Source organism: Kribbella sp. NPDC048837 (genome assembly GCF_055586945.1).
This window is the reverse complement of record NZ_JBVJHF010000011.1, coordinates 190848-211698: the sequence shown is the minus strand read 5'-3', so window position 1 is coordinate 211698 and position 20851 is coordinate 190848. Positions and strand designations below refer to the sequence as shown.

At 68.9% G+C, this 20851-nt stretch carries 22 protein-coding genes and 1 pseudogene; 12 read left to right on the top strand and 11 right to left on the bottom strand.

Translation table 11 applies throughout. The features are described from left to right. Positions 1-152: 152 nt before the first annotated feature. The 5 genes from ACZ6O0_RS40080 to dnaA all read right to left on the bottom strand — a co-directional run bounded on the left by ACZ6O0_RS40080 (position 153) and on the right by dnaA (position 7078). Complete coding sequence (locus tag ACZ6O0_RS40080) at positions 153-728, bottom strand: DciA family protein (RefSeq protein ID WP_465770308.1); 576 nt, start codon at positions 726-728, stop codon at positions 153-155. Then, positions 721-1860, bottom strand: coding sequence for a DNA replication/repair protein RecF (recF, locus tag ACZ6O0_RS40075; protein WP_465770307.1), 1140 nt, complete (start codon positions 1858-1860; stop codon positions 721-723). The genes ACZ6O0_RS40080 and recF overlap by 8 nt, the downstream gene beginning before the upstream one ends. A gap of 1 nt (position 1861) precedes the next feature. Then, entirely contained in the window at positions 1862-2785 is a 924-nt protein-coding gene (gene gnd, locus ACZ6O0_RS40070) for a phosphogluconate dehydrogenase (NAD(+)-dependent, decarboxylating) (protein ID WP_465770306.1), read from the bottom strand. A 26-nt stretch (positions 2786-2811) separates the two neighbouring features. Beyond that, positions 2812-3957, bottom strand: a complete 1146-nt coding sequence (gene dnaN, locus ACZ6O0_RS40065; protein WP_465770305.1) for a DNA polymerase III subunit beta — start codon at positions 3955-3957, stop codon at positions 2812-2814. 520 nt (positions 3958-4477) lie between these two features. Beyond that, complete coding sequence (dnaA, locus tag ACZ6O0_RS40060) at positions 4478-7078, bottom strand: chromosomal replication initiator protein DnaA (protein WP_465770304.1); 2601 nt, start codon at positions 7076-7078, stop codon at positions 4478-4480. Between the two features lie 639 nt (positions 7079-7717). On the opposite strand from dnaA, the gene rpmH reads away from it, so the two are divergent. From rpmH to ACZ6O0_RS40020, 8 genes and pseudogenes are all read left to right on the top strand, one after another. After that, positions 7718-7855, top strand: a complete 138-nt coding sequence (rpmH, locus tag ACZ6O0_RS40055; RefSeq protein WP_130386492.1) for a 50S ribosomal protein L34 — start codon at positions 7718-7720, stop codon at positions 7853-7855. Between the two features lie 26 nt (positions 7856-7881). Continuing rightward, on the top strand, positions 7882-8235 hold the full coding sequence (rnpA, locus tag ACZ6O0_RS40050; RefSeq protein ID WP_465770303.1) for a ribonuclease P protein component: 354 nt from the start codon (positions 7882-7884) through the stop codon (positions 8233-8235). Then, on the top strand, positions 8232-8546 hold the full coding sequence (gene yidD / locus ACZ6O0_RS40045; RefSeq protein ID WP_465770302.1) for a membrane protein insertion efficiency factor YidD: 315 nt from the start codon (positions 8232-8234) through the stop codon (positions 8544-8546). Before rnpA ends, yidD begins: the two co-directional genes overlap by 4 nt. 66 nt (positions 8547-8612) lie before the next feature. Further along, a pseudogene (gene yidC, locus ACZ6O0_RS40040) lies at positions 8613-9530 on the top strand (membrane protein insertase YidC); the annotation flags it as partial. Positions 9531-9857: 327 nt separating this feature from the next. Further along, a complete protein-coding gene (locus ACZ6O0_RS40035) occupies positions 9858-10385 on the top strand; it encodes a Jag family protein (RefSeq protein WP_465770301.1) in 528 nt (175 codons plus the stop codon). 39 nt (positions 10386-10424) lie between these two features. Further along, positions 10425-11099: a 16S rRNA (guanine(527)-N(7))-methyltransferase RsmG gene (gene rsmG / locus ACZ6O0_RS40030; RefSeq protein WP_465770300.1), complete on the top strand. Its 675-nt coding sequence runs from the start codon at positions 10425-10427 to the stop codon at positions 11097-11099. A gap of 611 nt (positions 11100-11710) precedes the next feature. Continuing rightward, a complete protein-coding gene (locus ACZ6O0_RS40025) occupies positions 11711-12646 on the top strand; it encodes a ParA family protein (protein WP_465770299.1) in 936 nt (311 codons plus the stop codon). Positions 12647-12755: 109 nt separating this feature from the next. After that, positions 12756-13715 (top strand): ParB/RepB/Spo0J family partition protein, encoded by a 960-nt coding sequence (locus ACZ6O0_RS40020; protein WP_465770298.1) that lies wholly within the window; start codon positions 12756-12758, stop codon positions 13713-13715. 100 nt (positions 13716-13815) lie between these two features. Here the strand turns inward: ACZ6O0_RS40020 and ACZ6O0_RS40015 are convergent, their stop codons facing one another. From ACZ6O0_RS40015 to ACZ6O0_RS39995, 5 genes are all read right to left on the bottom strand, one after another. Continuing rightward, on the bottom strand, positions 13816-14595 hold the full coding sequence (locus ACZ6O0_RS40015; protein WP_465770297.1) for a class I SAM-dependent methyltransferase: 780 nt from the start codon (positions 14593-14595) through the stop codon (positions 13816-13818). 41 nt (positions 14596-14636) lie between these two features. After that, a complete protein-coding gene (locus ACZ6O0_RS40010; RefSeq protein ID WP_465770296.1) occupies positions 14637-14990 on the bottom strand; it encodes a DUF3817 domain-containing protein in 354 nt (117 codons plus the stop codon). Continuing rightward, complete coding sequence (locus ACZ6O0_RS40005) at positions 14987-15841, bottom strand: SURF1 family protein (RefSeq protein ID WP_465770295.1); 855 nt, start codon at positions 15839-15841, stop codon at positions 14987-14989. The genes ACZ6O0_RS40010 and ACZ6O0_RS40005 overlap by 4 nt, the downstream gene beginning before the upstream one ends. A 7-nt stretch (positions 15842-15848) precedes the next feature. Beyond that, positions 15849-16796: a D-alanine--D-alanine ligase family protein gene (locus ACZ6O0_RS40000; RefSeq protein ID WP_465770294.1), complete on the bottom strand. Its 948-nt coding sequence runs from the start codon at positions 16794-16796 to the stop codon at positions 15849-15851. Between the two features lie 146 nt (positions 16797-16942). Further along, entirely contained in the window at positions 16943-18253 is a 1311-nt protein-coding gene (locus ACZ6O0_RS39995; RefSeq protein WP_465770293.1) for an aminotransferase-like domain-containing protein, read from the bottom strand. A 198-nt stretch (positions 18254-18451) separates the two neighbouring features. Between ACZ6O0_RS39995 and ACZ6O0_RS39990 the strand changes: the two genes are divergently transcribed. The 4 genes from ACZ6O0_RS39990 (at position 18452) to ACZ6O0_RS39975 (ending at position 20481) form a co-directional block, all read left to right on the top strand. Then, positions 18452-18640 carry a hypothetical protein gene (locus ACZ6O0_RS39990; RefSeq protein WP_465770292.1) on the top strand — a complete coding sequence of 63 codons (189 nt, stop codon included), beginning with the start codon at positions 18452-18454 and terminating at the stop codon, positions 18638-18640. Positions 18641-18725: 85 nt separating this feature from the next. Further along, positions 18726-19382 carry a GNAT family N-acetyltransferase gene (locus ACZ6O0_RS39985; RefSeq protein WP_465770291.1) on the top strand — a complete coding sequence of 219 codons (657 nt, stop codon included), beginning with the start codon at positions 18726-18728 and terminating at the stop codon, positions 19380-19382. Positions 19383-19395: 13 nt separating this feature from the next. Continuing rightward, the gene (locus ACZ6O0_RS39980) at positions 19396-19797 is read left to right on the top strand and encodes a DUF2784 domain-containing protein (protein WP_465770290.1); all 402 of its coding nucleotides are present in this window, start codon (positions 19396-19398) and stop codon (positions 19795-19797) included. 30 nt (positions 19798-19827) lie between these two features. Beyond that, the gene (locus ACZ6O0_RS39975; protein ID WP_465770289.1) at positions 19828-20481 is read left to right on the top strand and encodes a permease prefix domain 1-containing protein; all 654 of its coding nucleotides are present in this window, start codon (positions 19828-19830) and stop codon (positions 20479-20481) included. Here the strand turns inward: ACZ6O0_RS39975 and ACZ6O0_RS39970 are convergent. Next, positions 20461-20787 (bottom strand): PadR family transcriptional regulator, encoded by a 327-nt coding sequence (locus ACZ6O0_RS39970; RefSeq protein WP_465770288.1) that lies wholly within the window; start codon positions 20785-20787, stop codon positions 20461-20463. The two genes, ACZ6O0_RS39975 and ACZ6O0_RS39970, sit on opposite strands and share 21 nt — an antisense overlap. Positions 20788-20851 lie beyond the last annotated feature (64 nt).

Below are 20851 nucleotides of genomic sequence, written 5' to 3'. Positions count from 1 at the left end.
GATCCTAGGGCATCCGAGGGTGACGTCCCGGCGTCTGCCGACCGGCTGGAACAACCGGCCGGCGTGCGGTCACGGGTAGGCCGGCGAGGTCAGCGCCGACGCCATGGTCGACTCCCACAGCTTGGCGGAAACCTTCCGGTTGGCGTTCGTGGTCAGCCGTAGGTGTCGCGGGGACCTCGGCCGCCGCGGATGGTGCGCGGGCCCTTGCGCCAGCTGGGGGTGTGGGGGCCTTGGATGTTGACCTGCGTGACGGTGCCTTCGCCGAGTTCCTTGTTGAGGCGGCGGACCAGGTCGGGGGCGAGGAGTTTGAGCTGGGTCGCCCACGCCGTGGACGAAGTACGGACGGTCAGGACGGTGTTCTCGTAGGACTCGGGCGTGCAGTGCTCGGCCATCTCGGGGCCGACGATCGACGGCCAGCGGGCCATCACGCCGTGGACGGCGACGTCGACCTCCCAGCCCTGGTCGCGCATCAGCCGGCCGAGGGTGTTCGTGAGTTTCTGCGGATCGCGGTCGTCGGGACGGGCGCTGCTGATCTGGGCGCCGTCGATGCGCGGCCGGCGGCGGCGCTTGACCGGCTTGATCCCGCCGTTCGCCGCCTGCTGCTTCAGCCGCCCGGCGAGCGATTTCGCCAGGTCCAGCCCCTGCTTGTCGTGCTCGATCTCCTCCGGCACCTCCGGAGCGGCGTCGCTCTCGAAGCCGCTCTCAGAGGAATTCCGGGGTTCAGGCACGTCGAACGGCTCCGTCACCGACGTCGAACCGGACTCCGCTGAGCTCAGCGGGCACGTCCGCGCCGACCGCCGCGGTCACCAGCACCTGCTCGGCCGGCGCGACCAGCTCGGCCAGCCGGTCCCGGCGCTGCGAGTCGAGCTCGGCGAACACGTCGTCCAGGATCAGCACCGGCTCACCCCCGTCCGCTCTGAGCAGTTCGTACGACGCCAGCCGCAACGCGAGCGCGAACGACCAAGACTCACCGTGACTCGCATACCCCTTCGCAGGCAAGTCCCCGAGCCCGAGTACGACGTCGTCGCGATGCGGACCGACCAGCGACACACCCCGGTCGAGCTCGTCCTGCCGCTTGTCCCGGACCGCCTGCATCAGCACCTCGGCCAACTGCTCGCGCGAGACCACGCCCGGCTCGAGCGGCACCGACGACTTGTACTCGAGCCGTGCATCACCCTTGCCTCGGGCAACAGCGTCGTACGAGCCGGAGACCAGCGGACGCAGGGATTCCAGCAACTCCAGCCGGGTGGCGAGCAACTCCGAACCCGACCTGGCCAGGTGCGAGTCCCAGACCTCCAGGGTGCGCAACTGCCCTTCGGCCGCGCCCGACCGATTCTGGCGGCGGGCCATCGAGGCACTGCGGAGCAACGAGTTCCGCTGCTTCAGCACCCGGTCGTAGTCCTGCCGTACGCCGGCCATCCGGGGCGACCGCAGGGTCAGCAACTCGTCCAGGAACCGCCGCCGCTCGGACGGATCGCCTTTCACCAGGGCGAGATCCTCCGGCGCGAACAGCACTGTGCGGAGCAGTCCGAGCACGTCGCGCGGTCGTGGCACCGGCGAGCGGTTCACCCGGGCCCGGTTTGCCCTCCCAGGATTGATTTCCAGCTCGACGACCACGTCGCGGTCGTACTGGCTGCGGATCTCGGTCCGCACGATCGCCCGGGTGGCACCGGCCCGCACCAGCGGAGCGTCGTTCGCCACCCGGTGCGAGCCGAGCGTCGCGGTGTAGTGGATCGCCTCGACCAGGTTGGTCTTGCCGTGGCCGTTCGGCCCGACGAAGGCCGTCACGCCCGGGGCGAGCTGGACCTCCGCCTGCTGGTAGGACCGGAAGTCGATCAGACCCAGGGCGGTGACATACACCTCAGTGCTTGATCGGGGGTGTCGCGTACGACGGGTCCGCGGCCTCGGCACCCTTCACCGCGTGCCCGCCGAACTGGTTGCGCATCGCGGCGATCGCCTTCATCGCCGGCGAGTCCTCCTGCCGGGACGCGAACCGGGCGAACAGCGCGGCCGAGATCGCCGGCATCGGCACCGCGTGGTCGATCGCGGCCTCGACGGTCCAGCGCCCCTCGCCGGAGTCGTCGGCGTACCCGCGGATCTTGGCCAGGTGATTGTCGTCCTTCAGCGAGGCCACCAGTAGGTCGAGCAGCCAGGACCGGATGACGGTGCCCTCGCGCCAGGACTCGAAGGCTTCCGGCACGTTCTCCACGACGTCCGCGGCCTCGAGCAGCTCGTAGCCCTCGGCGTACGCCTGCATGATCCCGTACTCGATGCCGTTGTGGACCATCTTCGAGAAATGCCCGGCGCCGACCTTGCCGGCGTGCACGAAGCCGAACTCACCCTCGGGCTTGAGCGCGGTGAAGATCGGCATCACGGTGCCGACGGTGTCCTTGTCGCCGCCACACATCAGGGCGTAGCCGTTCTCCAGGCCCCAGACGCCGCCGGACACGCCGCAGTCGACGAACTTGATGTCCTTCTCGGCGAGCTGCGCGGCCCGCCGGGTGTCGTCGGTCCAGCGGCTGTTGCCGCCGTCGATCACGATGTCGCCGGGGGACAGCAGCTCGGCCAGCTCGGTGACGACCGGGTCGATGGCCTGGACCGGCACCATGATCCAGACGACCCTCGGCTGGTCGGCGGCGGTGAGCTTGCCGACCATGTCGGCCAGGTCCTTGGCGTCGGAGATGTCCTGGTTGTGGTCCAACCCGACCACGGTGTGGCCCGCGTTGCGGATCCGCTGGCGCATGTTGCCGCCCATCTTGCCGAGACCGACAAGGCCGAGCTCCATCGTGAATCCCCTTGTTCTGTTGGCGTTCAGCTGTTCAGGCGGACCGGCATCAGCACGTAGCGGAACTCGCTGATCGGTTCGCCGTCGAAGTCCGTCACACCGGTCAGTTCGGCCGGCTTCGTCGCCTGGGTGAAGGCCAGGTGGGCGATCGGCGTACCGATCGCGTTCAGGCCATCGAGCAGGTACGTCGGATTGAAGCCTACGGTCACCGGATCGCCGGCGACCCTCGCCTCGATCGACTCCGACGCCTGCGCCTCGTCACCGCTGCCAGCGTCCAGCGTCACGCTGTCCTCCGCGAACGTCAGCCGGACCGGAGCGTTGCGCTCGGCGACCAGGGCGACGCGCTTGACCGCCTCGACCAGGTTCGCGGTCTCGATCCGCACCCGGGTCGCGATCGCGGCGTCGGTCGGGATGATGCCGCGGACCTTCGGGAACTCGCCGTCCAGCAGCCGGGTGGTGGCCCGCCGGTTGCCGCCGGACACCTCGCCCTCGAAGCCCACGATGCCGTCGCCGGTACCAGGGGCGGCCAGCGAGACGATCACGTCCGAGCCGGTCATCGCCTTCGCGGTCTCGGACAGCACCCGGGCCGGCACCAGCGCGGCCGCGGACGCGTCGGGGGACTGCGGGTTCCACTCGAGCTCACGGATCGCGAGCCGGTAGCGGTCGGTGGCGAGCAGGGAGATCGTGGTGCCTTCGATCTCGACCCGGACACCGGTCAGCACCGGCAGCGTGTCCTCACGCCCGGCGGCGGTGACCACCTGGGAGACGGCCTGGGCGAAAACGTCTGCCTTGACCGTCCCGCTCGCGGCCGGAAGCTCCGGCAGAGCCGGATATTCCTCTGTGGGAAGCGTTTGGAGCGTGAACCGCGAACTGCCACAGGTGACTTGGGCCTTGGCGCCGTCGATGGCGAAGTCCACCGGCTGGTTCGGAAGGCTCTTGGAGATGTCGGCGACCAGCCGGCCGGAGATCAGGCACTTACCGGAGTCGGCCACTTGTGCGGGCACGGTGACGCGCACGGAGGTCTCGTAGTCGAAGCCGGACAAGGTGATCTGCCCGTCCTCGGCCTCGACCAGAAGGCCGGCAAGGATCGGGACGCTGGGACGACTGGGCAAGCTACGCGCGGCCCAGGCCACCGACTCGGCCAGTACGTCGCGCTCGACGCGAAACTTCACCGCTGGGTGCCTCCTGATTCGGCTGTGTGCCAGGCAGATCCTGCCACGGACAAGTGTGCTCTGCGCCAATCGGGCGTGACGTGGCGCTTCGGGCGGGTCGCGTCGGCGTCGTTCCGGTGGGTTCTGACGACGGTGTTCCGGTGCTTCTGAAGACAGCCTGACAGGTACGTCAAACCGATGCGAGCCCGGGGTTTTCCCCAGGTCGGGCCGCTCGTTCGTTTTGTGGACTGGGAACTCTCTACAGATTCCATAGTGTTCTTCGCACCGGTGGATACTGTGGAAAAGCGGCGACTTCGCAGGTCAGGTACCGAATCGGCCTGTGTACGCCGTGTGGACGAGTCTCGCTTCGTCTGAGGACGCCTGGGTACGGCGAATTCTGTCCCCACAGCGAATCCACAACACAGACCGACGTGTCCACCGCGATACCCCCAGTTATCCACAGGTGTATCCCCACCCTGTGTGGTTCCGGTGACCGCGTCGTAGCGCTCGGCGTACAGAGCTTTTCGACGCGGTCCCGAGGTCATTGCTGCTTGGCCTGGTGCTTGATCCGGTTGGTCAGTTCGGTGACCTGGTTGAAGACACTGCGCCGCTCGGACATCAGCTGACGGATCTTCCGTTCGGCGTGCATCACGGTGGTGTGGTCGCGGCCGCCGAACTGCTGGCCGATCTTCGGCAGCGACAGATCGGTGAGCTCGCGGCACAGATACATGGCGATCTGCCGCGCGGTGACGAGGACCCGGCTACGGCTGGATCCGCAGAGGTCGTCGATCGAGAGACCGAAGTACGACGCGGTCTGGCCCATGATCATGCTGGCCGTCACCTCGGGCTTGCTGCCTTCGGGGATCAGGTCCTTCAGCACGATCTCGGCCAGGCTCAGGTCGACCGGCTGCCGGTTGAGGCTGGCGAACGCGGTGACGCGGATCAGGGCGCCCTCGAGCTCACGGATGTTGGTCTGCACCTTCGAAGCGATGAACTCCAGCACCTCCGGCGGCGCGGTCAGCCGCTCGGTGGCCGCCTTCTTCCGGAGGATCGCGATCCGGGTCTCGAGGTCGGGCGGCTGGATGTCGGTGATCAGACCCCACTCGAACCGGTTCCGCAGCCGGTCCTCCAGTGCCTCCAGGCGTTTCGGCGCCCGGTCGGAGCTGATGACGATCTGCTTGTTCGCGTTGTGGAGGGTGTTGAAGGTGTGGAAGAACTCCTCCTGGGTCTGGATCTTGCCCTCGAGGAACTGGATGTCGTCGATGAGCAGCACGTCGACATCGCGGTACCGGCGCTGGAACTGGGACGCCTTGTCGTCGCGGATCGCGTTGATGAAGTCGTTGGTGAACTCTTCGCTGGAGACGTACCGCACGCGCGCGCCGGTGTAGAGACTGCGGACGTAGTGCCCGATCGCGTGCAGCAGGTGGGTCTTGCCCAGACCGGAGTCGCCGTAGATCAGCTGTGGGTTGTACGCCTTGCCCGGGGCCTCGGCGACGGCGACCGCGGCCGCGTGGGCGAACCGGTTCGAGCTGCCGATGACGAAGGTCTCGAAGGTGTACTTCGGATTCAGCCGGGCTTCACCTTGTGCCTCGGTGGGCGGGTGGGCCGGCGCGGATCCGTTCGGCAGTGGCGACGTACCGAATGGCTGTTGCTGTTGTGGGGCCGGGCCGCGCGGCTGGTCGTAGTGCTGTGGGGCCGGCTGCTCGTAGCGCTGGACCGGCTCCGGGTGCGGCTGACCGAACTGCGGTCCCTGGTCCGGGTCGGTGAGCGCGGACTGGATCGTCGGCTGGAAGGCTCCGTCGGTCCGCAGCGGTTCGCGGACGGCCGGCTGTGGTGGTGCCTGTGGTTCGCGCAGCTCCGGGTCGAGGGACGGGTCGACGGTGACCGCGATCCGGATGTCGCGGCCGAAGCTCTCGGTCAGGATGCGCTCGAGGTCCGGGCGGAGCCGGGTCTCCAGCTGGCCACGGGTGAAGTCGTCGGGCACCGCGACGATCGCTGTGCTCTCGTGCAGCGTCACCGGGCGCGAGTTCGTGAGCCAGGCGCGCTGGTTCGGCGGGAGACCCGCGAGTACCCGGGTCCAGGCATCGCCGAGGTCCATCACCGGTCCTGCGGCTTCCGGTCGAGACTCCGCCGGCCGGGACTGCGATTCGACCGGCCGCTGCTCGACCGGCCGGGGCTGGGATTCGACCGGCCGCTGCTCAACGGGCCGCTGCTCGACCCGCTGCTCCACCGGCCTGTGCTCCACCCGCTGCTGCTCGATGGGCCGCTGCTCGAGCGGTCGCTGGTCGACTGGCCGCTGGTCGACTGGTCGCTGCTCGACTGGTTGTTGTTCGGTTGCCGGAGTCTCTGGGATCCGGGATTCCGGCATCCGGGGTTCAGGGATCCGGGGTTCGGGATTTCTGCCACCGTCCACACGTGCATCACCCTCGTTCCGCGCCGCTACGTCACCGCTGCCAGTACCCTCAGCGGCGTATCGCTGACCACTCCAGGCATTGCCGTTGTTCGCACCGGGGTATCCGAGGTCGCCGACCACGGGCGCGGCACCGAAGTACGCCGGACCAGCGGAGGGCTCGGACGTCGGGCCGGTGGGGAGATCTGTCGCGGCACGCTCCAGGTCGGAGCGGTAGCGATAGCCGTCGTACTCCGGCCGCGGGGCCGGCCGGTAGCCGGACTCCGGCGGCTCGGGCATCGGGATCGGCAGGGAAGGGCTCAGGTGCTCGGCCGGGTCCATCCGCGGCGCCGGCTCGGGGAACCGCTCGGCGCGGAAGGCAGCCGGAGGTACGGCGTCCTCCGCCGGGTGAGCGTCGCGCGGAGCTGCCGGGTGAGCGTCGCGCGGAGCTGCCGGGTGAGGGTCGCGCGGGGACAACGGCCGGGCGTCGTGAGGGGATGCCGGATGAGCCGCGGGCGGGAACTCGGGCCGGGGAATCTCGGTCCGGAAGTCTGCCCGAAAGTCCCCGGGGACAGCTTCGGTGCGGAACTCTGTCGGGGCGACCTCGGTGCGGAAGTCGGCCACCGGGTCGGGGCGGAGGTCCTGCCCGCCGTCGCCGGTGTGCTGCGGTCCGGCGTGATCGGGCCTGGTGTACTGCGACGGTGTCTCTTCCGCCGGTGTGAAGTCCGCACTGGCGGAATGGTCCTCGACCACGCGTTGCTCCCCGATTCATCGCTGCGGTGGCCGGCGCGTTCCGGGCGGACCCGGGCGGCGCGACCGTTGAACCCGACACCGTGCGGCCGGTGAGTCGTGATGCTGTTCGGCTCAGCGCGGTAGCTGGTTTCCGCAGCCGATCGCCGCGCTGTCCACACGGTTGTCCACAGTTGTGAACGACGGGTGGAGCAGGTTGGTTACCGATCGCGGGGTGTGGGACCTCTGGTGTGAGGGGCTGACGCTAACAAGTTCGCACAGGGTGCTTCAAGCCGTCATCCACAGGCTATGAACAGGAAATTGGGTACAACCTCCGGCGTGTCGGGTGGACGCCGGAGCGTAGTCATGGTGCGTGGTCGCTGTCGGTGGCGATCCGGACCGGACAGTGACGACCACTGCACCGATCGGCCGTCCACTATTCTGTCCACAGCCCTGTGGAAAACTATGGGGACGACTGGTTTGACCTGTCCACAGGCGGCCACGTACCGTGGATCAGTCGGTGTTGAGCCGGCCGTTTCGTGCTGCGCTCCCTGCGGGACCACATCCTCTGGTTCTCCGACGGCGTGCAGGACTGCACCAGCGGCAGATCTATCAATGGATTTGTCGACAATTCTGTGATCTCGAGTAACCGGAGTCATTCCAGTGAGCAAGCGGACGTTCCAGCCGAACAACCGTCGCCGGCACAAGAAGCACGGCTTCCGTCTTCGGATGCGCACCCGTGCGGGTCGTGCCATCATCGCCGCCCGCCGTGGCAAGGGCCGTCAGCGCCTCGCGGCCTGAGCGACCCTCTCGACGGTGACCACCTCGTGTTGCCCGCGTCGAACCGGTTACGCCGGTCCGACGACTTCCGCCGCGCCGTTCGGTCTGGACGGCGCGCGGGCCGGCGCGCGGTGGTGCTGCACCTTTTGGTGCGGGACGGCCGGGACAACTCCGAGGCCGAGCCCGCTCGCGTCGGATTCGTGGTGAACAAGGCGGTGGGCAACGCGGTTCTGCGGAACCGGGTCCACCGCCGTCTGCGTGCTGTCCTGGCCACGCGGCTCCCGGAGCTTCCGGCCGGCAGCCTGACCGTCGTCCGCGCGCTCCCGTCGTCCGCCTCGGCGTCGTACGACGAGCTCGCCGCGGATGTCGACGCCGCCCTCAGCCGGTTGTCGGTGTCATGAGGCGGTTCAATCCCGTGAAGAGCGGGATCATCGGTTTTCTGAAGTTGTACCGGCTGACCATCAGCCCGATGTACGGGCAGGTGTGCAGGTTCTACCCGAGTTGTTCGGCGTACGCCCTGGAGGCGGTCGAGCGCCACGGTGCGGTGCGCGGTAGCTGGCTGGCGGCGAAGAGACTCGCCCGCTGCCACCCGTGGAACCCCGGCGGCTACGACCCCGTTCCACCCACAGATGTCGACCAGCGCGGAGACTCGATCTCCGCCAACCAGCCCGGATCGTCCACCGACACCGGGCCTGTGCAGCGAGGTGCATGAGTGACTCTTCTGGCCATCCCCGGACTCGCGGTGTGGGACGGAATCGTAGACCTGTTCAACACCGTTATGACGCCGCTGTACTGGGCCGTGTCGGCCCTGCTCGTCGGCTGGCACTGGCTGTGGAGCCAAGTGCTCGATCCGAACGGCGGCTGGGCCTGGGCACTGTCCATCGCCGGCCTCACCGTCGTGATCCGCACCCTGCTGATCCCGCTGTTCGTGCGGCAGATCCGCTCCAGCCGGAACATGCAGCTGCTGCAGCCCAAGATGAAGGAGCTGCAGAAGAAGTACGGCCATGACCGGGAGAAGCTCGGTCAGGAAATGATGAAGCTGTACAAGGAGACGGGCACCAACCCGTTCTCCTCGTGCCTGCCGCTGCTGCTGCAGTCGCCGATCTTCCTGGCCCTGTTCCGGGTGCTCGACTACGCGGCGAACGGCAAGGCGCACAGCGCGATCATGCAGCCGTACGTGTCGTCGCTGCAGCACGCCAAGATCTTCGGCGCGGAGATCTCGCAGACCTTCCTGAAGGCGAGCGGCCCGGGCGCCAACAACGTCAAGATCGTCGCGATCGTGCTCATCATCCTGATGACCACGACGATGTTCATCACGCAGCTGCAGCTGATGCGCAAGAACATGCCGAAGGAGGCCCTCACCGGCCAGGCGGCGCAGATGCAGAAGATCATGCTGTACGTCTTCCCGATCTTCTTCCTGATCGGTGGCTTCAACTTCCCGATCGGTGTGCTCATCTACTGGTTCGTCTCGAACCTCTGGACGATGGGTCAGCAGTTCTACGTGATCCGCCGCAACCCGGCCCCGGGCACCCCGGCGTACGACGCGATGGAGGCCCGCAAGCGCGAGCACAACCTGCGCGCGGGCCGGCCGGCCGACGAGGGCCTGGGCGATGCCGAGGGTACGACGGACACGCTGACGGACCGCCGTCCGGCGCAGCGCCAGCAGCCGAAGCGGCAGTCGCGCAGCGACCGCAAGGGCGGCCCCGCGAGCAGCGGTCCGGCGAGCAGCGGTGGAGCCGCGGCGAGGCCGTCCGACACAACCGCCGCCGCGAGCAACGGGCAGACGACGTCGAACGCCCAGCAGGGTGCGGCCAAGAAGACTCAGGCCGGTGCCGCCAAGAAGCAGCCGGCCGCCAAGAAGGGTGCAGCGGCGAAGCGCCAGCCCGCGGCGAAGTCGGCCGCGCAGAAGAGGGCGGCGCAGAAGAAGTCGGGTGGTTCGCGCTGATCGGCGCGCGCTCTCTGCTCTCTGCTTGTACGACCTGGGTCCCCGTGGGGCGGATCTCGACATTGCGAAGGAGTGGCCGTGACCGACGGCATGCAGAACGGTGATGCGGCGGAGCAGTCCGCCGGTACGAATAGCGCGGCCGACGAGCGCCTGAAGGCACTGGAGGCGGAGAGCGACATCGCCGCCGACTACCTCGAGGAGCTGCTCGACATCGCCGACCTCGACGGCGACATCGACATGGACATCGACGGCGACCGGGCCGCGGTCTCCATCGTGGGCGCGGAGCTGAACAATCTCGTCGGCGAGAACGGCAAGGTCCTGGAGGCGCTGCAGGAGCTGACCCGGCTGGCCGTCTACCGGGAGACCGGCGAGCGGTCCCGGTTGATGCTGGACGTGTCGAACTACCGGGCGAATCGGAAGGCCGAGCTGGAAGAGGTCGGCCGGAAGGCGGTCGAGGAGGCGAAGGCCACCGGTACGCCGGTCCGCCTGGACCCGATGACGCCGTTCGAGCGCAAGGTCGTCCACGACGTCGTCGCGGCCGCCGGCCTGACGAGCGAGTCCGAGGGCGAGGAGCCCCGGCGCCGCGTCGTCGTCCAGCCGTCGTGATGCGATGACCATCGGCCGAGTCCGGGGTCGGGTCCACTGGTGACCGACTCCGTTTCACGTGAAACGCCGCCGCCGCTCGTGGAAGAACTGTTTCCACGGGCGGCGGTTCGGCTTGCGGCCTATGCCGATCTGCTGGCGACCGAGGGCACGGTCCGCGGTCTGATCGGACCACGCGAGGTTCCGCGGCTGTGGGACCGGCACCTACTGAACTGTGCCGTCCTCGAGCGCCTGATCCCGGAGGAGTCGTCGGTCGCCGATGTCGGCACCGGCGCGGGGCTGCCGGGGATCGTGCTCGCTCTCGTTCGTCCCGACCTCCAGGTGGCGCTCGTCGAGCCCCTGCTCCGGCGCACCACGTTCCTCGAAGAGGCGGTCGACGTCCTCGCGCTGGACAACGCGACCGTGGTCCGGGCCCGGGCCGAGGAACTTCCGCGGGCGTCGTACGACGTGGTGACTTCGCGGGCGGTGGCTCCCTTGGGCAAACTGGCCCGGTGGTGTTTGCCACTGTGTGTCGAAGGGGGGCTGATGCTGGCGATGAAGGGATCGTCCGCCGAGGAGGAACTGGACTCCTCCGAGCGGGAGCTCGCGTCACTCGGAGCCGAGCTGTGGCACATTCACCAACTCGGCGTCGACGAACTGGCCCAGCCGACGACAGTCGTGAGTATTGTGGCCGGACGTGCTGCAGGGGGATCCCGGCACGGAAGACGCGGGAGGTGAGCGGGTTGGTGAGTCGTGCCCTCGGGTGGCCCGAGAAGAGCACCGGTGAGCCGAGAACATCCCAAGGCATCGGCTGGCCCTCCGATCCGGACTCCACCGTCCGCGTGATCACCCAAGACCCTCCGGCTCCCACCAAGCCCGCCACCGCACCCCCTGTCCTCACCTCTCCCACTCCGGCAGTGACGATCTCCCTGACGGAGCCACTCGACCGACAGGAATCGCTTGACGGTCGCGAGCTACTCGATCGCCAGGTGCCGGCCGGACGGAGTGTTCCGGTCGACACCTCGGGGTTGCGGGCAGCTGCCGCGGCGGGTCTCGATGTACCCCCGGCGCCGGCTCCCGTCGTCGATTCCGCGTCCACCGTGGCGCCCGTTTCACGTGAAACGGGGGAGTTGGGAGATGATGGTTCCGCACCGGAGACGGCGTCACTGGTGGACGCCGAACCGGACTTCTCCGAGTCTCCACCGCCTGTGGATGACGACCGCATGAAACTGCCCTCGCACACGGGAATTCGTCCACAGAGGCCTGTGGACGAAGCTGGGGGCAGACCCGCCCCGACCCCTACCGACATCCTCTTCGGGCCAAGTCCCGCACCTCTTGGAATGGGCGCTATGACTGCCGCACAGATCGCCGCGCGGGCCACGTCGGACGAGCTTCAGCGACGACTTCTCGAGACTCCGATCGCCGCCGCCACCGAACGGACCCTGCTGGTGAATGAAGGACGCACTATGGGCCGCGAGTTCCCGCTGCCCGCTGAGACCCGAGTCTTCGTCGTCGCCAACCAGAAGGGCGGCGTCGGCAAGACCACGACGACGGTGAACGTGGCCGCGGGCCTCGCGCTGTACGGCGCGCGGATCCTGGTCATCGACCTCGACCCGCAGGGCAACGCGTCGACCGCCCTCGGCATCGACCACTCGGAAGGCACTCCGGGTGTCTACGAGGCGATCATCGAGAACGAGCCGCTGAGCAAGCTGCTCCAGCCGTGCGCCGAGCACCCCGGCATCATGGTCGTCCCGGCGACCATCGACCTGGCCGGCGCCGAGATCGAACTCGTCAGCATCGTGGCCCGCGAGAGCCGGCTGAAGCGGGCGCTCGACGCGCACCTGGCGGAGACCGAGGCCGCCGGCGAGAAGTACGACTACGTCTTCATCGACTGCCCGCCGTCCCTCGGCCTGCTGACGGTGAACGCGCTGACCGCGGCCCGCGAGGTGCTGGTCCCGATCCAGAGCGAGTACTACGCCCTCGAGGGTCTGTCCCAGCTGCTCCGGCACATCGACATGGTGAAGTCGCACCTGAACCCCGGGCTCGACGTCTCCACCATCCTGCTCACCATGTACGACGCCCGCACCAAGCTGGCCGGCGAGGTCGCGGCCGAGGTCCGTGGTCACTTCCGCGACGCCGTCCTGCGCACCGCCGTACCGCGCTCGGTGCGGATCTCCGAGGCGCCGAGCCACGGCCAGACCGTGCTCGCCTACGACCCGGCGTCCGCCGGAGCGCTCTCGTACCTCGAGGCCTCCCGCGAGATCGCGATGCGGAACAACGCCTGAGCGCGCGGACCGCCGTCGTGTCGTTTCACGTGAAACGAGGCGCGGTCGCCGATCGCTGGTGTAGTAGGTCAGAAGTAGCTCAGCAGGCTGTCGAACACGAGGGAGCGCGATGAACACCCGACTCGGACGCGGACTTGGTGCGCTGATTCCCAGCACGCCCGCTCCCGGCACCACGACGACGCTCGGCAGCAAGTCCCACTCGATTCCGGGAGCACCGCCGATCGCGCAGCCGGACGGGTCCGGACTGGCCGCCGTCCCGGGTGCGGAGTTCGCGGAGATCGAGGTCGACAAGATCACCCCGAACCCGAAGCAGCCGCGCACCGTCTTCGACGAGGAAGCGATGGAGGAGCTGGTCCACTCGGTGAAGGAGATCGGGCTGCTGCAGCCGATCGTCGTCCGCCGGCTGACCCGGGACACCTACGAACTGGTGATGGGGGAGCGCCGCTGGCGCGCCACCCAGCAGGCCGGCCTCACCACGATCCCCGCGATCGTCCGCGACACCCAGGACGACGTGATGCTCCGGGACGCGCTCCTGGAGAACCTGCACCGCAGCCAGCTGAACCCGCTCGAAGAGGCGGCGGCGTACCAGCAGATGCTCGACGACTTCGGCTGCACGCAAGAGGTGCTCGCCACCCGGATCGGCCGCTCGCGCCCGCAGATCTCCAACACCCTTCGTTTGCTGAAGCTCCCGGCCTCGGTCCAGCGTCGCGTCGCCGCCGGTGTCCTCTCCGCCGGGCATGCGCGCGCCCTCCTCGGCCTTCCCAGCGGAGACGCCATCGAGCGGCTCGCTCAGCGGATCGTCGCCGAGGGCCTCTCGGTGCGGACCGTCGAAGAGATCGTTGCCCTGGGCGACATGAACGGCGACGAGCCGGCCGCCGCGCAGCGCCGCCGCAACAAGCCGGTGGCTCCGCGGCTGGTCGATCTCGCCGACCGCCTGTCCGACCGCTTCGAGACCCGCGTCAAGGTCGACCTCGGCAAGACCAAGGGCAAGATCACCGTCGAGTTCGCGTCCCTGGACGACCTCGAGCGCATCGTCACGCTGATGGATCCGAACAAGCAGTCGGACTGATCGCTCAGAATCCGGCTCACAGAGGAATTCCGGGGTCTCCGGTCCCGAAGCACCACGCAGGATTTGTCGACAAAGCTACTTGCAGACTCGCGGCGATGTTTCACATGAAACATCGCCGCGTGGCTTTGATGAGGTAGGTGGCGGGGAGTTGAGTCGCAGTGGGACCGAGCCCGGGGTACAGGTCGTCGACGGGGGACTCGCGGAACTCCGCCAACTCAAGGCCGGCGGCCAGCAGGCTGGTGATGATGTCGCTCGGCGGCCAGATGAACGCGGTGAAGTCAGGAGCGGAGGGGTTGTCGCGGGCGCCGGTCGGGAGCTTCGCGTTGTCGATGGTGGCGCGCGGCCTGGACCGGCCGAAGTAGTCGGCCGTGACTGTCAGGTGGTTGGGGCCGCGGACGGCGAGGACTTCCCAGATCGGGTGATGGTCCGCCAGCAGAACGGACCCGCCAGGAGCCAGCCGGTCGGCGACGAGCCGCGCGAAGACGGCCAGGTCCGGGACCCAGCAAATGGCGCCCCAGCTCAAGTAGATGAGATCGAAGCCGGTCAGCTGAGCCGGCAGGTCGAGCATGTCGGCCTGACGGAACTCGACCGCGAGACCTACCTCGGTGGCCTTCTCGCGGGCCATCGAGATGGCGACCTCGGAGATGTCGACGGCGGTGACCTCGGCGCCGAGCATGGCCCAGGACAGGGCCTGGTCGCCGCAGGAGCAGGCGAGCTGGAGTACCCGTCGGCCGGCAACGTCTCCGGCCGCGGCGATCTCGTCCGCCTCGAGGGTCGAGCCGCCGGAGGTGAAGAACGCCGGGGGTTCGCCGGGGCGGGCACCGTGGATCTGGTTCCAGCTGGCCCGGTTCGACTGCGTGATGTCGCGGAGGTTCGGCACGGACCTGAAGCTAGGTCAACGCGGCCGAGCCTCCAAGGGGATTACCGGCCGAGGAGTTCGTGGGTGGTCTTGCGCTCGGCGTAGAAGGACAGGAACGGGATCGTGCCGGCCAGCGCCATCAGGACCAGGCGGGGGAACGACCAGCGGACCCGGCGGAACAGGTCGAAGGTGCCGACGAGGTAGACCATGTACAGGAAGCCGTGGGCCGGGCCGATCACGTCCATCGCGCCCGGGCTGTCGGCGAAGTACTTCAGCGGCATCGCGACGAACACGAGCAGCAGGAGCATCACGCCGACGACGTACGCGATCACGCGGTACCGGATCAGGGCGCCGCGGACGGCCGGGGTGATGGGCTGCGAGGTGGCGGAGGTGGCGGGGTCGGCTGAGGAGGTCACGCTGAAACGGTACCGCTTGACTCCACAGGCTCCCCGGCCTGGTCGCCCGCTGCTTCAGTTCCGGACCCGGCGTCGGTGGAGTCGGGATCCGGTTCGTTGGCGGAGCGGTGCGCATCCAGCACCATGCGGGCCCACATCCACAGCGTGAAGGCCGCGAAAACCCACCACTGGAAGGCGTACGCGATGTTCCGCAGCCCGGCGTGATCCGTCGGCGGCGCCGGCGGTGGTACGACGGCCGGCGCGGGTGAAGGTACGACGCCTGAGTCGACGGAGGACTGGATCACGAAGGCGTCGTACACGCGGTAGTCGACCAGATGAACGATCGTCGGGATCCGCAGCGATGACAGCACGCGGCCCTTGGCGGCGTCGTCCGAGGAGTCCTCCGCCTCGGACGCCACGACCGCGCCGGACAGTCGGACCGGGCCGGTGGGTGCCGCAGCAGCCGGGTCGGAGACCGACGGGACCCAGCCCCGGACCACCATCACAGCTCCAGAACCAGAGCCGTCGAGCATCACAGGGGAGACCACCCAGAAGCCGTCCGCCGACCCCTGCCTCCGGTCGGAGATGAACACCTGGTCCGCCGCCGGACCCCACGTCCCCTCGACCGTCACGCGCCGCCCGACCGCCTTCGACGGCAATCCCTCGTCGATCGAGAACAGCGACTGCAGCGCGACCGGAGCGGCGTCAGCCCGCTTGGCGGTCGCGGACGCGGTCTTCGACTGGTACACGTCCAGCTGCCACACGCCCATCACCGACATCACCGCGGCGATCGCCAGCGCCAGCAACAGCAACCCCGACCATCGCGGCGTCAGGACGGTCCGCCACAGCGGCTGCGGCTCCCCCGAGGACATCAGGACCTCAACGCGCCGCGGCGGCAGCCAGCAAGTCGCGGCACAGCACACCCAGCTCGATCCCCGCGGCCTCGGCGGCGAGCGGGACCAGCGAGGTCTCGGTCATCCCCGGCGCCACGTTCACCTCCAGGAACCACGGCACCCCGGCCGCATCGACCACCAGGTCCGACCGCGACAGATCCCGCAACCCGAGCGCCTGGTGCGCCGCGACAGCAGCCGACGCGCACGCCTCCGCCACCGTGGCATCCAGCCGAGCCGGTACGACGAACTGCGTCGCCCCGGCCGTGTACCGGGCCTCGTAGTCGTAGAACCCGGAGTCCGGCCGGATCTCCACCGCCGGCAGGGCTCGCGGCCCGTCGCCGGTGTCGACCACGGTCACGGCCACCTCGGTCCCGTCGATGTACTGCTCGATCAGCGCGACCGGTCCGTACGCGTAGCAGTTCACCATCGCCGATGGCAGCTCCTCGGCCGACCGGACGATCGTCACCCCGAGCGCCGAACCGCCGCGGGCCGGCTTCACCACCAGCGGCAGGCCGACCTGCTTGACGACCGCCTCCATCAGCGACGCGGCGCCGAGCTCACGGAACGTGTCGTGCCCGAGCACCACCGACGCGGGGGTGTGCAGTCCGGCCGATCCGACCATCGTCGAGGCGACCGGCTTGTCGAAGGCCGTCCGGCACGCGGCCGCGTCGGCTCCGACGTACGGAACGCCGTACAGGTCGAGGACCTGGCGGAGTGCGCCGTCCTCGCCGGTGACGCCGTGCAGGACGGGGAAGACCGCGTCCGGCGGATCGTCGCGGAGGCGATCGACCAGGGTGGCGTCGACATCGCGCTGCTCGACCTCGACGCCGACGCTGCGCAGGGCGTCGGCGACCCGACGGCCCGACCGGAGCGAGACGTCCCGCTCGTGGGACAACCCGCCTGCCAGTACCAGCACTCGACCCAGATCACTCATCACAAATATCCCGATCACTCGTGGGCGACTCCGGCACGGCCGCCGGTCCCGAGGCCCACTGGAACGGTACCGCTACCGCGTCAGTGACCCCCGGCCGCCCGCAGATCCATTGCGCAACCTTTGCGCAGCGGATCAGAGAAAACCCGTCAGCTCAGCTCCGGCCCCGGAGCGTCGTAGTCGCGGCCCGGACCCGGCGTCATCGGACCGAACGTCTCCCGCAGTTCGAGCTCCTCGTGGATCACCGCGGCCAGCCGGCCGACACCTTCGGTGATCCGGGCGGGTGTCGGATGACAGTAGGACAACCGCATGCACTGGGAGCCGAAACCGTCCGCGAAGAAGGCCGTCCCGGGGACGTACGCCACCCGCGCGGTGACCGCGCGCGGCAGCATCGCCTTCGCGTCCAGGCCGTCCGGCAGGGTGAGCCAGACATAGAACCCGCCGCCCGGCCTGGTCCAGGTCGTTGCCGCGGGCATCTTTTCGGTCAGCGCCGACAGCATCGCGTCGCGGCGCTCCCGGTACATCTCCCGGAACTGCTTCACCTGCCCGAGCCAGTCGTGCCGGGCCAGGTACGACGAGATGGCGAGCTGGCTGAACACCGGTGGACACAGCGTCGCCGATTCCTGTGCCAGCACAAGCTTCTCGCGCACCGCGTGCGGCGCGACCGCCCAGCCGACCCGGAATCCCGGGGCGAACGTCTTCGAGAACGAGCCGAGGTAGATGACCCCCTCGCGATCGTCGGCCCGCAACGCCTGCTGCGGGTCACCGTCGAAGCCGAGCAGGCCGTACGGGTTGTCCTCCAGCACCAGCAGGTCCGCGCGCTGACAGATCTCCAGCACCCGCCGCCGGCGCTCGTCGGACAGCGAGACCCCGGCCGGGTTGTGGAAGTTCGGGATCGTGTAGAAGAACTTGATCCGCTTCCCGGCCGCGCGCACCGCCGCGATCGCCTGCTCGAGTGCCTCCGGCACGACGCCGTCGTCGTCCATCGCGACATGGACGACCTCGCACTGGTACGCACGGAAGACGCCGAGGGCACCGACGTACGACGGAGCCTCGCAGATCACCACGTCGCCCGGATCGCAGAACACCCGGGTCACCAGATCGACCGCCTGCTGGCTGCCGACCGTCACCACGACGTCGTCCGGGTGGGCGTCGATCCCCTCCAGCCGCATCACGTCGCAGATCTGGTCCCGCAGCGCCGGGTCGCCCTGGCCGGAGCCGTACTGCATCGCGGTGGCGCCGTGGTCGATCACCAGGTCGCGGACCGCGCCGCCGACGACGTCCAGCGGCAGGCCGCCGATGTTCGGCATCCCGCCCGCGAGCGACACCACCTCGGGCCGGCTGGCGACCGAGAAGAGGGCCCGGATCTCCGATGCGGTCATGCCCTTGGTCCGTGCCGCGTACCGGTCGACATAGTTGTCGAGGCGGGTCTGCCGGACATCGGGCACGTCAGCACTCACGGGGGCCACTCCAACGGTGATCGAGGGGGAAGTCACCAGGTTACGTCGGCAGACCCGAGTTGTGTCCGGGCTGTGGATCGGCGCGACCTCTCACTACCATGCCTTATAGGGGCAGGTTCGACCATGCCGTGATCTGGCTGCTGAGACAGCCGGCGGGTGTGGTGCGGCCTGAGAGGTGCAACTGGAAGGCATGATCGGATGAGCGTGGGCAAGACAGCCGGGTGGACGCTCGGCGGACTGTTGCTGGGCGTGCTGGCCGGTTTCGCCGGCGAGCTGCTCCGGCGGCAACCCGCCGCGAAGGTGCAACAGCGGTACGTCGCTCCGGAGGCGACCAGGACCACGGACGCGCGGACTCCGGCTCCCGCGCCGGAACCGGCCACTCAGTGAGCCACGGGGTGAGACCCGCCGTGACGAAGGTAACAACCAGCACGCCACCGGACCGGACGCCGGCCACCGCGGACCGGACGCGCTGATGGCCCGACGGCTCGAACCGCTGACGCTCGCCAATCTCGACGAGCTGCCGGTGCCGTGCCGTGACTGCGTGTTCTGGGAACTCGACCCGGTCGCCGCCAAGCAGGCCGACCGCAACGGCGACACCGGCCTGGAGAAGGAGGCCTGGCTCTCGCAGTTGCTGCTCGACTGGGGTACGGCGGGTGTCGTGCTCTACGTCGACGAGGAGCCCGCCGGGTTCGCGGTGTACGCGCCCGCGGCGTACCTGCCCAGGATCCAGGCGTTCCCGACCGCGCCGGTCAGCCCGGATGCCGTCGTCCTCGCGACCGGCCGGATCCAGCCGCGCTACCTGGGGCTCGGGCTCGGGAAGATCCTCGTCCAGGCGGTGGCGAAGGACGTGCTCAAGCGCGGGTTCCGGGCTGTCGAGGCGTTCGGCGACTCGCGCTGGGACGGGCCGGGCTGTGTCTGGCCGACGGAGTTCCTCCGGGCCGTCGGCTTCGGTGTCGTCCGCGAGCACCCGCGCAATCCCCGGCTCCGGCTCGATCTGCGGTCCGCGATCACCTGGCGCAGCGAGATGGAGGCCGCCGTGGAGCGGCTGATGGGCGCGATCCGCCCCGAGCACTCCCCGCCCGCGCCGGTCACGGTCCGGGACGCCCTCACCCGCGACCTGACCCCCTGACAGCGAGGCGACCATGATCTGGCGTGTGCTGGCCGACGTGATGGTCGTTCTGCACGCGGCCTTCCTGCTGTTCTTCGTGCTCGGCGGCTTCCTCGCCTGGAAGTGGCCGAAGGTGATCTGGGCGCATCTGGGCATCGTGGTCTGGAGTCTGGCGATCGTGCTCATCGACTACGACTGTCCCTTTACCGGCATCGAGAAGTACTTCCGCCGCAAGGGCGGCGAGACCCCCTACGAAGCCGGCTACATCAACCACTATCTGGACGGCCACATCTGGCCGGAGGGCGCGACACCGGTCGCGGAGAAGGTCGGGTTCGCCCTGGTGATCATCGGCTACATCGGATTCTTCATCTTCCGCGGTCGTCGCAAGGCGAAGCAGGCCAAGGTCAGGGGAGACTCAGTGGGACCCCGGACGTGATCGGTCCGGCGGTTCCCCATACTTGAAGGCGTGTCCAGTACCAGCACCCCGGTCGACGACTACCTGGCCGCACTGCGCAAGTCGCTCACCGGTCCGCGTCGCCGCAAGGCGGACCTGCTGGCCGAGGCGCGGGACCACCTGACCGACGCGACCGAGGCCTTCGAGGCCGACGGTCTCGGCCGGTACGACGCCGAGCGCGAAGCCGTGGCCGACTTCGGTGAGCTGGCCGAGGTCGTCCCGGGCTACCGCGCCGAGCTCGCGATCAGCCAGAGCCGGCGGACGGCGATGCTGCTGTTCCTGGCGCTGATCATCCAGCCGATCGTCTGGCAGGAAGGCGCCTGGAGCTGGAACCAGGACCCGGCTTCGGCCGGCCCGCTCAACGACTTCCTCCAGTCGTTCGTCCGCACCGTCGGCATGCTGGCGATCGCCGGGACGGTGCTGGCCGTGCTCGGGGCCGGGATCGGTCTGCGCCACCCGGTCGTCCGGGAGCACATCAGCCGGGTGACCGCACTCTTCGCGCTCGCCAGCGCCGTGGTCATCAGCCTGATCGGAATCCTGATGGCGACGACCAGCGGCCGTCCCGTCGGTGCTCTGGACCTCGCCGTGGTCGGCAGCTTCGTCGTGCTGCCGCTGGCCTTCGTGGCCCTCCAGGCCGGCCGCTGCCTACGCCTGGCCCGGTCGTAGCACGCCTTCCACCACAGCCCGGAAGGTCAGCCACTCCTGCTTGCCCGAAGCAAGCATCTTCGTCCCGGCGCTGGTCAGCTGGTAGGTACGGCGCTTCCGTCCGCTGACCGTGCTCCACTCGCTGGCCAGGTACCCGGCCCGCTCCAGCCGCCGCAGCGCCGGGTAGAGCGTCCCGGTCGGCAGGTCGAGCTCGCCGCCGCTGCGCTCGAGCAGCGCCTCCATGATCGCGTAGCCGTGCAGCGGCTCGTGCTCGACGACCGCCAGGATCATCGGGTCCAGATGGCCCCGCAACGCATCCGCTTTCATGTAGCCAGTCTACTCATATGTCTGTTACTGTCGAGAGGCAACATGTAGCCAATCTACTTATCAA